Source organism: Photobacterium sp. TY1-4, assembly GCF_025398175.1.
Classification (GTDB): domain Bacteria; phylum Pseudomonadota; class Gammaproteobacteria; order Enterobacterales; family Vibrionaceae; genus Photobacterium.
In genome coordinates, this window is the sequence record NZ_CP099735.1 from 1,868,540 (window position 1) to 1,882,154 (window position 13,615).

Consider the following 13,615-nt stretch of genomic DNA (forward strand, 5'->3'; position numbering starts at 1 on the left):
TCCGATGAAAGGTATGACGTGCTTTCCCATGGCAGCGCTTGCGTTGGCTTGTGTTTTTTCTGGTGTCACCCGGGCCGATAACGTCGATCAGGTTGATCAGGTCAAAGGGAGCAAGATTCCTTTTACGGTGCTGAGAAGTGATATCGCCGATCACGCCAAGTCCGGGCACATGCTGGAGATCCGCAATGGCGGGTTTGGCTCGGATATGACGGCGCATCCGACCAACAAGAATCGATTCTATGCCCTGACCGATCGCGGCCCGAACGCCACCTATAACGGGGCACAAGGTAAGGGAAAAATGTTCCCGACCCCGGATTACACCCCGCGTATTGGTCTGTTTGAAGTCAGAGCCGACGGCAGCATCTGGCAGGTGAAGTCTATTCTGCTCAAGCGTCCGAATGGTACACCGATCACCGGGTTGCCCAATACATCCGATCTGGGGGGGACAGGTGAAACGCCTTACGACAAGGACGGTCACCCGATCACGCAGCAGGCCGGCAAGCCCTTTGATGCCAAGGCCAACCCATTGAAGCTGGATAACTACGGTCTGGATGGTGAAGGCCTGGTGGCCCTGAAAGACGGCACCTTCTGGGTGAGTGATGAATATGGTCCGCATATCGTCCATTTTGACCAGAACGGTGTCGAAATCGAGCGGATCAACGCTTTTGCTTATGATCAACGCACCACGTTGAACTTGCCGGCTGAGTTTGCCAACCGACGTGCGAATCGCGGTATGGAAGGACTGGCGATCACTCCGGATGAAAAGACGCTGGTGGGGATCATGCAGTCAACGCTGTTTAACCCGAATCAAACGGTGAAAAACCTCAATCTGGTACGGATTGTCACCATTGACCTGGATAACGGCAAAGTGCGCCAGTATCTCTATCCGCAGGAGAAGAACCAGAACTCCAACTCGGGGATCGCGGCGTTATCCAACCATGAATTTGTCGTGATTGAACGCGATGGTGCGTTTTACCGCGATAAGCCGCAGGCGATGAAGCATATCTACCGGATTGATCTGGCTCATGCGACGGATCTGGAATCAATCGCCAATGGCAACGGCCTGGTGCAGGACGACAAGCTGGGAGTGATGATCCGGGGGAAAACTCTGGAACAAGCGGTGCTGGCTGAAGGATGGGAGGTGTTGGCGAAACATCAGATCAAGCCGGTTGAAAAAACACTGGTGGTCGATTTGGTCAAAACGCTCCAATATCCCCACGATAAGCTCGAAGGGCTGTGGCTCATCGGCCCGACCAAGCTGGGCGTGTTGAATGACGATGACTTTGCTACCTGGGCGACAAAAGGTAAGTTGGAGCAGAAATATCTGGATAAGGCGCAGACCCACATTGACGGGAATACGCTATACGTCGTAGATGGACTCAATCTGGGGATTTAACGCTGTCGCGGGGTTATTTATCTCGCTGTTGCGTACGATGTCCGGTACAGGTGCATGCGTCTCTCACTCACGTTCTACATTGACAGCATGCTTACATCATGTAAGCATGCTGTCACATATCATGGAGGTGCAGCAATGGCAGTGACAACGGAAACAACGATAGACAAGAAAACGGTCCATCTGGCGGTGTATGACACGATGGCGGATTGGGAATACGGTTATGCGATCGCGCATATTCAGTCGCCTGAATTTCAAAAAGTGCCGGGACGGTATGAAATCAAAACCGTGGGTGCGACTCTGGCACCCGTCACAACGAAAGGTGGGGTGCGGATTGTGCCGGATATCACCCTGGCGGAGCTGGAGCCAGAGTCCAGTGCGTTGTTGATCCTGCCGGGGGCGGATTCAGCCGTAACGGGCGGGATTACGGCTTTTGCCGAGATGGCTGCGTGTTTTGTCGCTGCGGATAAGCCGGTTGCTGCGATTTGTGGCGCGACGGCGGCATTGGCGCAACAAGGGTTGCTCGATGAACGGGCCCATACCAGCAACGCGCCGGAATTTCTCGCGATGACAGGTTATCAAGGCGGTAGTCGATATGTTGATCAACCTGCGATCACCGACGGCAATGTGATCACCGCCAGCGGTGTCGCCCCGATTGCTTTTGCGGCTGAAATCTTTCGGATCCTGGATATGTATACCGAGACCACACAGGATGCATGGTGGCAGCTATTTGCCGAGCAGGATCCAACCGGGTTTTATGCGTTGATGCAGGAGCAAGCACAGGAGCAAGCGCAGTGAGTGACGCCCAGGCACGATTGAGCGCTATGGCACTGACGTCTTTTGCGCTCAATGGGCAGTTTCTGAAAATTGCCGAGCAACTGGCGGCGCCGGCGGGGTTAACTGCAACCCGTTGGCAAGTGCTGGGTGCTGTGCTGCATGAGCCATTGACGCAAGCGGAGATTGCCCGCCGGATGGGGATCACCCGCCAGAGCGTGCGGCGAACGGCGAATCAACTGATGGACGATGGGTTGTTGGGTGTGGTTGAGAACCCATCGCTCCGAAAAGCCAAGCTGCTTCAGCCGACGGAGGCCGGTTTTGCTGCGATTGGGAAAATCGGCCCGCAGCATGCCTGTTTCGCGAGAAGCCTTGAAGGGCGGCTGGGGCATGAAAAGATGGCGCAGATTGCAGACACCCTGACAGTACTGCACGCGGCTCTGGAAGCGCTGGTGGAACCACAATCTGCTGAATGATGTTTGATGAGTATTTGTGGTTTTGCATCGGGTGTCCAACTGAAGCAGAACGGCAAGGTCAATCATCCGGGAAATGGATTATATTGCCGGGAATTTAAAATAACCCTTTACTCTGGCTATAACTCAGGTATGATTCATCTCGCTCTGTAGCTCAGACGAATTAATGAAAAATAGTCAAAGTAAACCCTCAGAATTTCTGCGTAACTGTTGTTATCCTTAGTGTTTCCCTTAGATTCATCGTCACCAAATAGTCCAGGCATTCAGAGCATCGCAAATACGCGATTTAAATTTTAATTCAATAGATTAGGAAAACGACATGTCTACTAAATCAACAGGTCTGGTTAAGTGGTTTAACGAAGAGAAAGGTTTTGGTTTCATCACTCAAGACAACGGCGGCGCTGACGTATTCGTTCACTTCCGTGCGATTGTTTCAGAAGGCTTCAAAACCCTTGCTGAAGGCCAAAAAGTTTCTTTCGACGTTGAGCAAGGCCAAAAAGGTCCTCAAGCTGCGAACGTTGTAGCCCTGTAAGGCTAAAGATTCGATGTAAATGGCACGCTGTGCCATTTACATTATCGCCGTTTAGTCGCTTTTGTTTCACTTCTTAGTTTCCTCCCCTCTGCCCGTTTTCTCCTGCAACATTCTGCTTTTTCTGATTCATCCCCCGCACGCCACGTAAATTTATCGCACCGATCATCAGTACCTGAAATTCCCTTTCAAGATCGATAGCAATTCTGGTTATTTTTTTAAGACGTGTTTCAGGCAGGTTGATTGATGCCGGACCTGATGAAATCAGATCCAGCACTCAATTACATTTGGTGATCCAGTTCATTATGGATCAGTGTGATGCACTGAGAAGCGAACAGCATTTTCGGCCCCAGGCTGATTTTTTCCACCCCGAGGCGTTTTAAAGAGTTCATGGTTTTTTTCGGCATCGGGATATGGTCGGTCAAAATAAAACATGGGTTGTTTGCCAGGGGAATGTCACGAATGGATTCCCCTTTTTTATCCATCATGTAGACCGAGTGTGTTTGGGTCAGCTCTTTCAGCAGTGCTTCAAAACTGATGGTGCGCACCGCCACGCCAGACTGAACGTGGCGCGTCTGCTCTTTGGTCATGCCAACCGATGCCACAAGTGCCTGGCGGACGATTTCCAGCAGGGCTGCTTCGTGAAATCCACCGACCTGGGTCATCTCATTGGCGTTAATCGTCACGGTCCGGCTATAGTCCTGGGTGCTCTCCAAGACTAAGTGGATGGTTGTATCCTCACGATGAGACTGGGCCATGAACAGGGCATTCATGGTGCAATGGGCCAGAATTTCAGTGTGGCAATTGCCGCCAACTTCAGCCATCAGTTTTTCACTGTCAGTTGGGGCAGAGCGGGCTCGTAATACAAACGTACGCATGACTTATTACCTTTATTTTTGTTGCAATCCTGCGTCTTCGCTCTGGGAAGCGGCATCTTAACGGGTCAGATGACACTGGGGAGCCGAGGCACGGCAGGATGACAGGATATTTGTGGCGGAGTATACGCGTTATCGCACTGAAAAGTGACCGATGAGGGTGCTTTTGTCCAATATTTTTCCGGTGGCGGTTTGTTCGCAGTAGCTGAAATTCAAATCCAGGCTGGAAATGCCGCCGTGGTGTAACACATGTCTGGCTAAAATATCGCTATTGAGCTGGTGGACCACCGCTTTCCACGATGTTTTGTTTTGCAGTAAATGAAAGCAAATATTCAATCTGATCTTTTCCTTGTTTGATGACTGTTTTGACGACGACTGTGAAACCAAAATCGTTGACGGCCTGTGGTTCGGGACATTGTTGTACTCCTAATAAATAAAAATGAATGACATTCGAGTCGGTGAAAACTCAGGACCCACGGATGAACGGCCAAGCATAATGGTCTGCCGGATCAGGCCGATGAACGGGTAACTCACTGGTTGAAACGCTTAAGGTGTCCATGGCCGGAAGTGGCCTTGAAGTTCAATGGTCAAAAAGCACGGCGGTGAAAATCGCCAAGCCCGGTCAACTGAATGCCGAAAATGCTTTGTGTAGACACATTGAAAAAACGTACGCAGAGAAGTGGTTCTGAGGTTTTCTGAACTGAGGGATGGTGTGAATCAATCTCAGGAGCGGGGAGTCTACACGTTTTTTCTCAATTGTACATCTTTATTTTCGATTTGATTGCGGGATGTTCATGCCTCGCGATCCCGCTGATACAAAAATGCCTTCGGTGGTTTGCCGACCAGTGAGGTGACCATGGCCGCAAACGCGCTGTGGGTTGAATAGCCTAACTCCTGGGCAATGGTGCTGATAGCCATTTTCTTCGCCGCCATGCCGATTGCACTGGTCAACAGGGCTTGTTGTCGCCACTGGCTGAACGTCATTTGTAGCTCCTGTTTGAACAGCCGGGCAATGGTGCTTTCACTCGCCCCGACCTTAGCAGCTAACATCGGGAGTGTCGTATTTTGCAACGGCGCCTGGAGAAATAGGTCACATAAGTGGCGTAGGCGTTTATCTGCGGGCATGGGCAGTCCGACGGGCACCGACTCGGCCCGGATGACTTCCGTGCTGATGAGGGTACAAATGGCGGTGTAGTTATCCTCGCCAAGGTTATGGACGGTTTGGGTGGCGATGCGCCGTACCAGTTCATGGAGCAACACACTCACCTGAAAACACTGGCATTCTCCCCAGCGGTTTTGCCACGCGGCATCGTGAAAGTAGCGATTGGTCCGCAGCATATAGACGGAAAAGATCTGCGCCCGTTCCAGCAGGGAAGCGGCATGGGCGACCCCGGGTGGGATCCAGACCGCATGTTGCGGCGGCACCAGATAAGCAGCCTGCGGGGTTTTGACCTGCACGACGCCGGTATCCGAAAAAACTATCTGTCCCCAGGGATGCCGATGAAGCTTGACTTCAGCCCGTCCAACCACCTGTTTGGCGATCGCCCGGATCGGCGTTTGTTCGTTCAAATCCAGGTGTGTCATGGGCTCCATGGACGGATCGTGACAGGTTGACTGATTCTCGACACTTTTTGCCATATATACGAAATTCACTCAGCTTCATGCCGGGTATAAATAGTCTCCGGATCGGTTTGATAGGAGCTTAGCATGAAAAATCAGAGTGATAGAAATAATACGGCGTTCAGCCGTGAACAGCGTTGGGTTATCGTCAGCTTGATCTTCGGGGTTTGTTTGCCGTTGATCGATGCCACGATTCTGGGGGTGGCGCTGCCGGATCTGTCAGCCAGCCTTTCAGCGTCCGTCACCCAAATACAGTGGGTTTCGGTGCTGTATACCCTGGTTGCTGCCGTGACGGTGACGGTGTGTGCCTGGGCAACCCGGCAGTGGGGGGCAAAAACGTTCTGGATCACCGGGCTGGTGATTTTCACTTTAGGCTCCGGGTTGTGTTCAGTCTCACCAACTATCCACTGGCTACTGGTGAGCCGCGCTGTACAGGGTATTGGGGCCGGGATCCTGATGACCGTCATGCAGACTGTTTTGGTCCACACCGTGGGTAAACCGCTGCTGAAAACGGCGATGGCGACGATGGCGGTGCCGACGGTTCTGGCCCCGATTGCCGGGCCGCTTCTGGCGGGATACCTGCTTCATCTTGGCGATTGGCGGATGATTTTCTATATCAACCTGCCGATTGGGTTGGTGGCCATTGTGCTGGGTTGGATGATGATCGCCAAAGATGATCTGCAGCAAGCGCGGCAGCCTGACGCGCCTTCACAGGCGAACAATCGGTTTGACGCACTTGGGTTTATGGTTCTCGCACCGGCACTGATCTTGTTGATGTATAGCCTGTCGTCCTTGTCTGATCTGGGCCACCAGGGAGAGGGGCGCTGGCTTGAAACGACGGGAGCATCTTTAATCGGTGCCTGCTTACTGTTCCTGTTTGTGCGGCATACACGAAAACGGGGCAAGCAGTCGCTGATCCGGTTACAGGTTTTTAGTGTGGGATCTTTTCGTGCCTCGATGGGGCTGCTGTTTCTTTCGAGTATCAGTTTTTACGGTGGACTGTTTGCGCTGCCCCTGATGTTTATTCAGGGATTTGGACACAATGAATGGCTGGCCAGTGTGTGGGTCGGCGCACATGGTCTTGGGGCGCTGTTTTCCCGTCCTTACCTGAAAACCCTGTGTGAGCGGCTTAGCGTCGGAAAAACCGCATTGCTGGGCTGCGGCCTTGCTGTTCTGGGAACCATGCCGTTTCTGTGGCCGGGCATGCAGGGAAGCGATCCCCTTATCGCGTTGACGATGGTGCTGCGTGGGGCTGGGATTGGGTTGTTGACCTTGTTGGGGATGTCTCATGCCTACCATGACTTGGAACCCACACAAACCCCAGATGCAAGTGCGTTATCGCGGATCCTGACCTTGCTGGGCGCCTCTGTCGGACCGGCGATGGTCGCGATACTGTATGTGCAGGACGCAAATTTAGCATCGTTTCAGCCGGTGCTGCTGGGTTTGACCCTGGTCACGCTGGCGTGTGCCTTGCCGGCGCTCTGGTTGATCCGAGATGAGCGCCGGGCGAGCGTACTGTCGAATTAGGCTGGAAAGGGAACGGGCGCACTGGGTGCGCCCGTTTTACAGATCCTGTTTTTTAATTAGATCGGGGAAGTTGCATCCTCTGCTGCCATCGCTGTTTTCACCGCTGGGCGTGTGTGCATACGCGCCATAAATTGCGATAAAACCGGCCAATCTTCAATATCAACCTGAAAAATAGGTAACCATAGCAAAATGGAAAACAAGTATGCGTCGGCAATACTAAACTGACCGACGAGGTACGGTTTATGTCCTATAAACTCACACAGATAATTGAGTCGATTAAACAGTCGCTCCCGGAAGATGTCGCGTACAGAATCAGGCAAGGCCTGATTGAAGAGTGGCGCAACACCTGAATGTAATTCAGAACTAAGGAAACTCAACAACTCTTGCATTCGGATCCGTTCCCATGAGCCATGAGGAGGGGCTAACCGGGCCTCAGGGCAGAGATCGGCAAGGTACTGGATGATTGCTGGCCCTTCTGTCAGAACTTCATCACTATCCAGAACCAGTGCAGCTACATATCCTTTTGGATTTATCTCTCTGAAATCGCGGTTATCTGCAGTCCGCTTCGTCCTGTTATTGACTCGAATCAGCTCGAATGAAATCCCCAGTTCACGAAGGATGATATGTGGCGAAAGTGAGCAGGTGAGTGGTGCAAAATACAGTTTCACGGAGAATCTCCTGTTACATCTCTGGTGAAGTTTCATCATCATGGATGCAACAGAAATATGAAAATTAGAATTTCAGAAAGTCAGTATAAGAGGAGCTGATGATCTTAAACCGGACTCATCTCAGCAGCGTTGATTTGGACCGGAATCTTAATCCCAAGCGTTGAATGACGTATTTGATCGAGAAATGCTTGCGTGGCCGGGGAGTTTTTTCCCTGCTCGGAGCATACCAATCCAAAACAACGGTAAAACGGAGAACTCAGTGGATAGATGCGCATGTTATATGGTTCTTCAGGCAGTGTTGAGGCGGGCACAATAGACACCCCGATCCCTTCGCCGATTAATGTAAAGGCGGTTCTCCAATCTTTCACCTCAAGTCGGATATTCGTTAATGACAGTCCTTCACCTTCAATCAGGCTCCTACCATGCAAATGACATCCACCTGTGGTGACAATAAAGGGTTCGTCGCTCAGCTCTGACAATGCAATCGTATTTGAGCTTCCCCGCCGCGCAAGGTGATGATTGGCTGGAACCGCTGCTACCCAGGCATCATATCCCAGCATGACAGGATCTCTTTCCGGGGAAGGATTCAAAACTACGCCTACATCGATATAGTTGTTACTTAGCCAGTCTTCGACCTCTTCGTCAGTCGCGGCTAAAGAGATAATGTCAACGCTGGGATGGCGTTTTTTAAAGTTCTGGATCAGAGGCGGTAACAGGGAGGTAAAGACTGAGGGGAAGCTGGCAATGCTGACTTTACCCATATGATAGCCTTTGGAGGCATCCACCAGGTTTTGGATGGACTCCAGTTCAGCAATCATCTTTCTGGCTTTGTCGATAATCTGCATACCAATCGCAGTCGTTGTGGTTTTTCTGCGATCACGGATAAAAATTTTCACGCCTAAAGCATCTTCTACCTGGCTGATAGCCTGACTCGCGCCAGATTGGGTGAGACCGACTTTACTCGCTGCGCGAGAAACATTTTCGGCATCTGCAACAGCGATGAGCAATTTCCAATGCATTAAGTTCATCATAGTCGGTCGGCTTTCCTCACATTCGCTGTTGGCGTTATTTTAACGATGATGGCAGGTAGACAGAGTCACATTTCGTATCTGCGATATTTATTGTAACCATATGATAAGAAACGCCAACGGCTTTTGTGTATGACCGCTCTGCTAAATGAAGAGCGGTCATGGTCACGTCGCGGCTTACATTGATGTAGACATACCCAGTGTGCTTGTAAGCCTTGTGAATAATGTCTCAGGTAAGCACCGATCAGGCAGTTGTATCTTGCGGCGCAGCTTTCGAATCCTGACGTTTGGACCAGTATCCGGCCAGTACAGAGCCGGAAATGTTGTGCCAGATGGAGAAGATCGTGCCGGGCACTGCGGCTGCCGGGGTAAAGAACTTCATCGCCAGTGCCGTGGCCAGGCCTGAGTTTTGCAGTCCCACTTCCAGCGCAATGGTCCGGCAGACTTTTTCTTCAAACTTCAGCAAACGGCAGGCGACATACCCGCACAGCAAGCCCAATCCGTTATGCAGCATCACAGCCAGAGCGACCAGCGGCCCGATGCGGCTGAGATTGTCGGCATTGAGGGCAACCACGATGGCAATAATCAGCACAATAGCCGCCATGGAGAGCAGGGGCAGCAGAGGCTGGATTTTATCGACTTGTTTGCGTGCCAGGGTATTGATCACCAGCCCGAGAATGACCGGGGCGAAGACAATTTTAACCAGGCTGAACAACATGGCGCCGGTTGGGACATCGACACTTTGTCCGACGAGCAATGCAACCAGCAGTGGTGTCAGCACCACGCCGAGCAGGGTTGAAATGGCGGTCATGGAGATTGAGAGTGCGACATCGCCTTTGGCAAGAAATGCCATCACGTTGGATGCGGTGCCACCGGCCACACTGCCGACCAGCACCATGCCCACCGTCAGTTCAGTGCTCAAGCCCATGATGGAACTGATCAGCAAAGCGGCTAGCGGCATGATCCCAAACTGGAGGAGCACGCCAACACCAACAGCGACCTTATGCTTGAGTACATTGGAGAAGTCTTTGGGTGACAGCGTCACACCCATGGCCAGCATGATCACCGTCAGCAGGGGCACGATCTGGCTTTTGAGATCGATAAACAAAGCGGGCTGCAAAAAAGCACAAAGTGAAAAGGCAATAGCCCACAGCGGAAATAGCTGCGTAATGCGTTCTATCATGGTTCATCCTTGAGTATTGAATTTTAAAAGAATATTCCACAGGCCGGGCCAAAATCATAGCGGTAAAGGGGAATAAGCGATGATGTGCTGAAAAGCGTTTGACCGTACTGATAGCCCGCTGATTTTGTTACTGATGACGTTGTAATTCTCTGAATTTCAACAAACGGGTGAAGTCATTGAACCGGAGGAGGGGGAAATGCAAGGCCGGTTTTAACCAGCCAGCCGAGAGGCTGGCTTATGAAATGAAGCGTGGCAGCAGACAGCGCTCCCGGTACCTACTTGCCTTGTTTCTGCTGATCCAGCAGGCCGATGATATCTTCGGCGGAGACTTCAATGTGGCGTTTGAGCAGCGCGCAGGCCGCTTCGGTGTTGCGCTCACGGCACAGCACCAGCAGCTCCCGGTGTTCGGCTTCTGCTTTGGCAACACCGGCAGTATGGAGTAGTTGGATGCGGATATAGCGATCGGACTGGGTATTGAGCTGAGTGATCAGCTGCATGGTTTCCGGACGGTTGGCCGGAGTGTACAGGGCTTTGTGAAACGCGAAGTTGTAATTGCTCCAGTGATCGACCCGGCTGCCGGTATTTAAGATCGTTTCGTACTCCTGCAAAATAGCTTCGGCGGCATCTAAGTCGGCATCTGACATCAGGGGAATGGCGTGGGCCAGCATGTGGCACTCCAGCAATACCCGAAGCTCAAACAGTTCTCGGATCTTGTCGGTCGAAAGCTCGGTGGCAAACGCGCCTTTATGGGCGTGGAACTCGAGGAGTCCTTCAGACTCCAGGGTCAGCAGGGCCTCACGTACGGGGATACGGCTTACATCAAATTCTTTTGCCAGCGCGTCCTGACGCAGCGGATCGCCGCCTTTGATTTCACCCCGGAGGATTTTGTCACGGATCGCATCGGCAACATATTGGGTACGTGTTTTGGGCTGCAAGGTAACTCCTTTTATCTTTCTTCTTGGTTCGGCCGCCATCAGGCGGCCGGATTTATTTTACTTTACTTCAAAGCCATACGCATAGGGATCTTCGCTGTCAACCCAGATGGTATTGTGGCCGGTGACGCGCGCCCAGCCCTGAACACTCGGCATGATGGCATCATAATCCCCCACTTTGGTCATGGATTCAACTCGGCCCTCAAACAGGCTGCCGATGATACTTTCATGGACGAAATCCTCGCCGACGCCTAAGCGGCCGCGGGCCACCCACTGGGCCATACGGGCGCTGGTCCCGGTGCCGCACGGCGAACGGTCGATGGCGCGATCGCCGTAGAACACCGCATTGCGCGCATGGGCACCCGGCTGAGTCGGGGTACCGGTCCAGAGCACATGACTGGCGCCGCGCACGGTCGGATCGTCCGGGTGAACACAGTCGACCACCTGGTTGATGGCTTCCCGGACTTTCGGCGAATAGTGCAACACCTGGTCGGCACTGAAGTGCTCCAGACCCGGGAAGTTCTGCTGCGGCTCGATGATGGTGTAGTAGTTGCCGCCATAGGAGACGTCGACAGTCAGCTCGCCGAGCCCTTCGACGTCAATCACCACGTCCCGGTGAGCGAGGTAGCTGGCAACGTTATAGATCCGCACTTTTTCGACTTTATTGCCGTTTTGCTGGTAGTCGATCCGAATCTGCCCGGCCGGGACATCCAGGATCAGGCGTCCGGGCGTTTTCGGTTGCAGGATCCCGTGTTCAATCGCACTGGTGACGGTGCCGATGGTGCCGTGACCGCACATCGGCAGGCAGCCGCTGGTCTCAATAAACAGGATCGATGCATCGGCGTTGTCACTGCACGGCGGATAAATGATCGAGCCGGACATCATGGAGTGGCCGCGCGGTTCAAACATCAGGGCGCGGCGGATCCAGTCATGGTGCTCCAGGAAGTCCTGACGCTTCTCACTCATGGTATTGCCTTTCAGACTGGGGTAACCACCGGCGACCAGTCGGACCGGATTGCCACAGGTGTGCGCATCAATACAAAAAAAAGTTCCTTCACGCATCGTTTCTATCTCCTTGAATTATTGAAGTTTTGCTCTGCTGTTGTGTTCGTTTGATCTGCGCTTTGGTTCGATCCTGATCACAAAACAATCGAAAAGCGCTGGCTGAATGAACAACACCTCTCTAGTGTATATTGTATACAATATACATGCTCGCGAAATTCATGGGATGAGATCACAAATGGAAAAGATGGATCACGACATTGCGATTATCGGTGCCGGCATTATCGGCTGCGCCTGTGCCTACCGGCTGCAACAGGCCGGGTTTCGGGTGGTGCTGCTTGATAAGGAAGCGCCGGGGCAGGGCGCTTCATTCGGTAATGCAGGCCATATTGCCACCGAGCAAATCATGCCCTTGGCGAACCCGCAGATGCTGACTCAGATCCCGAGCATGTTATTGGATCCGCTGGGCCCGTTGCGGATCGATTGGCGTTATTTCCCCCGCCTGATGCCCTGGATGCTCAAGCTGGTGGCGAACATGCGCGCCGAGGCGCAGCAGCGCAGTCGGGCAGGGCTGATCCAGCTCAACCAGGCCAGTCTGGCCGCCTGGAAACAGCTGCTGGCAGACATGGGTGGCGAGGATTTAATGCAACATCAGGGCTCATTGCTGGTATTCGAACAGGCGAAAACCGGCGAGGCGCTGAACCAGTTTGCCAGAACCCTGGCCGCCAATGGGGTGGCAGTGAATCCGCTGACGAAGCAGGCGCTGCACCAGCAGGTGCCCGGCCTTGCTGAAGGGGTGATTGGCGCGCTGGATTTTCCCGAAACCAGCCATGTGATTGACCCGCATCGTCTGGTAATCCGGTTGATGGCCGCCGCACGTGAGCTTGGGATGACCTATCGCCAGCAGGAAGTGACCGGCGGATTTGTCACCGATCAGGGCGTGGAACTGACCACCCCCCAAGGTCCGGTGCGGGCATCGCGGGTGCTGGTGGCTGCCGGGGCGTTCAGTCAGTCACTAGTCTATCAGCTCACCGATGTCCACATTCCGCTGGATACCGAGCGTGGGTATCACCTGATGCTACCGAAAGAAGCCGATCGCATCCCGGTGGCAGTCTCCTCGGCTGAGCGGCGTTTCATCATGACGCCGATGCAAGGCGGACTTCGCCTGGCAGGAACTGTGGAATTCGCCGGATTGGATCGTCCGGCCAACATGGCGCGCGCCCACCGTCTGGCCGATCTGGGCGATGCCCTGTTTGAACATTCGCTGGATCTGGCCGGGGCGATGCCCTGGATGGGCTGCCGACCTTCGTTGCCGGATTCGCTGCCAATCATTGATGCGGTCGGGCCGGAGCAGCGGGTCTTGCTGGCGCTGGGCCATCATCACCTTGGCCTGACCCAGGCGGCGATCACCGCGCAGCTGATCACTGAATTGGCCCGACAGCAGACGCCGGGACTGGATCTCAGTGCGTACCGACTGAGCCGTTTCCACTAATTCATGTCGTTGCTACCAGATCCCTTGTGAAGGCTCCGATTGTTGTAATCGGGGAGTACAGGGGCACCGGGCGCAGGACAGATGTCACGCTAAAAAATAACAGAGCAAACCAATGACGT

14 protein-coding genes are annotated in these 13,615 nt (G+C 53.2%); 6 read left to right on the forward strand and 8 right to left on the reverse strand.

Annotated features, from left to right (window positions below; all coding sequences use genetic code 11):
* The first annotated feature begins 4 nt into the window (after positions 1 to 4).
* The 4 genes from NH461_RS25035 to NH461_RS25050 all read left to right on the forward strand — a co-directional run bounded on the left by NH461_RS25035 (position 5) and on the right by NH461_RS25050 (position 3,172).
* On the forward strand, positions 5 to 1,396 hold the full coding sequence (locus tag NH461_RS25035; protein ID WP_261603662.1) for an esterase-like activity of phytase family protein: 1,392 nt from the start codon (positions 5 to 7) through the stop codon (positions 1,394 to 1,396).
* A 135-nt stretch (positions 1,397 to 1,531) separates the two neighbouring features.
* Positions 1,532 to 2,191, forward strand: a complete 660-nt coding sequence (locus NH461_RS25040) for a DJ-1/PfpI family protein (RefSeq protein ID WP_261603663.1) — start codon at positions 1,532 to 1,534, stop codon at positions 2,189 to 2,191.
* Complete coding sequence (locus NH461_RS25045; RefSeq protein WP_261603664.1) at positions 2,188 to 2,643, forward strand: MarR family winged helix-turn-helix transcriptional regulator; 456 nt, start codon at positions 2,188 to 2,190, stop codon at positions 2,641 to 2,643. The genes NH461_RS25040 and NH461_RS25045 overlap by 4 nt, the downstream gene beginning before the upstream one ends.
* Positions 2,644 to 2,959: 316 nt before the next feature.
* Positions 2,960 to 3,172, forward strand: a complete 213-nt coding sequence (locus NH461_RS25050; RefSeq protein ID WP_255391837.1) for a cold-shock protein — start codon at positions 2,960 to 2,962, stop codon at positions 3,170 to 3,172.
* 73 nt (positions 3,173 to 3,245) lie between these two features.
* On the opposite strand, the gene NH461_RS25055 is transcribed toward NH461_RS25050, so the two are convergent.
* The 3 genes from NH461_RS25055 to NH461_RS25065 form a co-directional block, all read right to left on the reverse strand.
* Positions 3,246 to 3,446 (reverse strand): hypothetical protein, encoded by a 201-nt coding sequence (locus NH461_RS25055; RefSeq protein WP_261603665.1) that lies wholly within the window; start codon positions 3,444 to 3,446, stop codon positions 3,246 to 3,248.
* 4 nt (positions 3,447 to 3,450) lie between these two features.
* Positions 3,451 to 4,047: a tRNA (pseudouridine(54)-N(1))-methyltransferase TrmY gene (gene trmY, locus NH461_RS25060; protein WP_261603666.1), complete on the reverse strand. Its 597-nt coding sequence runs from the start codon at positions 4,045 to 4,047 to the stop codon at positions 3,451 to 3,453.
* A gap of 789 nt (positions 4,048 to 4,836) precedes the next feature.
* Complete coding sequence (locus NH461_RS25065) at positions 4,837 to 5,682, reverse strand: AraC family transcriptional regulator (protein ID WP_261603667.1); 846 nt, start codon at positions 5,680 to 5,682, stop codon at positions 4,837 to 4,839.
* Positions 5,683 to 5,751: 69 nt separating this feature from the next.
* Here NH461_RS25065 and NH461_RS25070 point away from each other — a divergent pair, with 69 nt between their 5' ends.
* Positions 5,752 to 7,191 (forward strand): MFS transporter, encoded by a 1,440-nt coding sequence (locus tag NH461_RS25070; protein WP_261603668.1) that lies wholly within the window; start codon positions 5,752 to 5,754, stop codon positions 7,189 to 7,191.
* Positions 7,192 to 7,247: 56 nt separating this feature from the next.
* Here NH461_RS25070 and gstA read toward each other — a convergent pair whose 3' ends face one another.
* The 5 genes from gstA to NH461_RS25095 form a co-directional block, all read right to left on the reverse strand.
* Positions 7,248 to 7,859: a glutathione transferase GstA gene (gene gstA, locus NH461_RS25075; RefSeq protein WP_261603669.1), complete on the reverse strand. Its 612-nt coding sequence runs from the start codon at positions 7,857 to 7,859 to the stop codon at positions 7,248 to 7,250.
* Between the two features lie 104 nt (positions 7,860 to 7,963).
* Positions 7,964 to 8,890, reverse strand: coding sequence for a LysR family transcriptional regulator (locus tag NH461_RS25080; RefSeq protein ID WP_261603670.1), 927 nt, complete (start codon positions 8,888 to 8,890; stop codon positions 7,964 to 7,966).
* Positions 8,891 to 9,131: 241 nt separating this feature from the next.
* Complete coding sequence (locus NH461_RS25085) at positions 9,132 to 10,070, reverse strand: bile acid:sodium symporter family protein (protein WP_261603671.1); 939 nt, start codon at positions 10,068 to 10,070, stop codon at positions 9,132 to 9,134.
* 275 nt (positions 10,071 to 10,345) lie between these two features.
* Complete coding sequence (locus NH461_RS25090; RefSeq protein ID WP_410000125.1) at positions 10,346 to 11,005, reverse strand: GntR family transcriptional regulator; 660 nt, start codon at positions 11,003 to 11,005, stop codon at positions 10,346 to 10,348.
* Between the two features lie 57 nt (positions 11,006 to 11,062).
* Entirely contained in the window at positions 11,063 to 12,064 is a 1,002-nt protein-coding gene (locus tag NH461_RS25095; protein WP_261603673.1) for a 4-hydroxyproline epimerase, read from the reverse strand.
* Between the two features lie 178 nt (positions 12,065 to 12,242).
* Here NH461_RS25095 and NH461_RS25100 point away from each other — a divergent pair, with 178 nt between their 5' ends.
* Positions 12,243 to 13,496, forward strand: coding sequence for an NAD(P)/FAD-dependent oxidoreductase (locus tag NH461_RS25100; RefSeq protein ID WP_261603674.1), 1,254 nt, complete (start codon positions 12,243 to 12,245; stop codon positions 13,494 to 13,496).
* The last annotated feature ends 119 nt before the right edge of the window (positions 13,497 to 13,615 follow it).

What these genes read in the sequence shown, in the direction of transcription:
- NH461_RS25040 (WP_261603663.1), top strand. Translation starts at nt 1,532, where the DNA reads ATGGCAGTGACAACGGAAACAACGATAGACAAGAAAACGGTCCATCTG.
- NH461_RS25080 (WP_261603670.1), bottom strand. Translation starts at nt 8,890, where the DNA reads ATGATGAACTTAATGCATTGGAAATTGCTCATCGCTGTTGCAGATGCC.
- NH461_RS25095 (WP_261603673.1), bottom strand. Translation starts at nt 12,064, where the DNA reads ATGCGTGAAGGAACTTTTTTTTGTATTGATGCGCACACCTGTGGCAAT.
- trmY (WP_261603666.1), bottom strand. Translation starts at nt 4,047, where the DNA reads ATGCGTACGTTTGTATTACGAGCCCGCTCTGCCCCAACTGACAGTGAA.
- NH461_RS25065 (WP_261603667.1), bottom strand. Translation starts at nt 5,682, where the DNA reads ATGGCAAAAAGTGTCGAGAATCAGTCAACCTGTCACGATCCGTCCATG.
- NH461_RS25100 (WP_261603674.1), top strand. Translation starts at nt 12,243, where the DNA reads ATGGAAAAGATGGATCACGACATTGCGATTATCGGTGCCGGCATTATC.
- NH461_RS25035 (WP_261603662.1), top strand. Translation starts at nt 5, where the DNA reads ATGAAAGGTATGACGTGCTTTCCCATGGCAGCGCTTGCGTTGGCTTGT.
- NH461_RS25070 (WP_261603668.1), top strand. Translation starts at nt 5,752, where the DNA reads ATGAAAAATCAGAGTGATAGAAATAATACGGCGTTCAGCCGTGAACAG.
- NH461_RS25050 (WP_255391837.1), top strand. Translation starts at nt 2,960, where the DNA reads ATGTCTACTAAATCAACAGGTCTGGTTAAGTGGTTTAACGAAGAGAAA.
- NH461_RS25085 (WP_261603671.1), bottom strand. Translation starts at nt 10,070, where the DNA reads ATGATAGAACGCATTACGCAGCTATTTCCGCTGTGGGCTATTGCCTTT.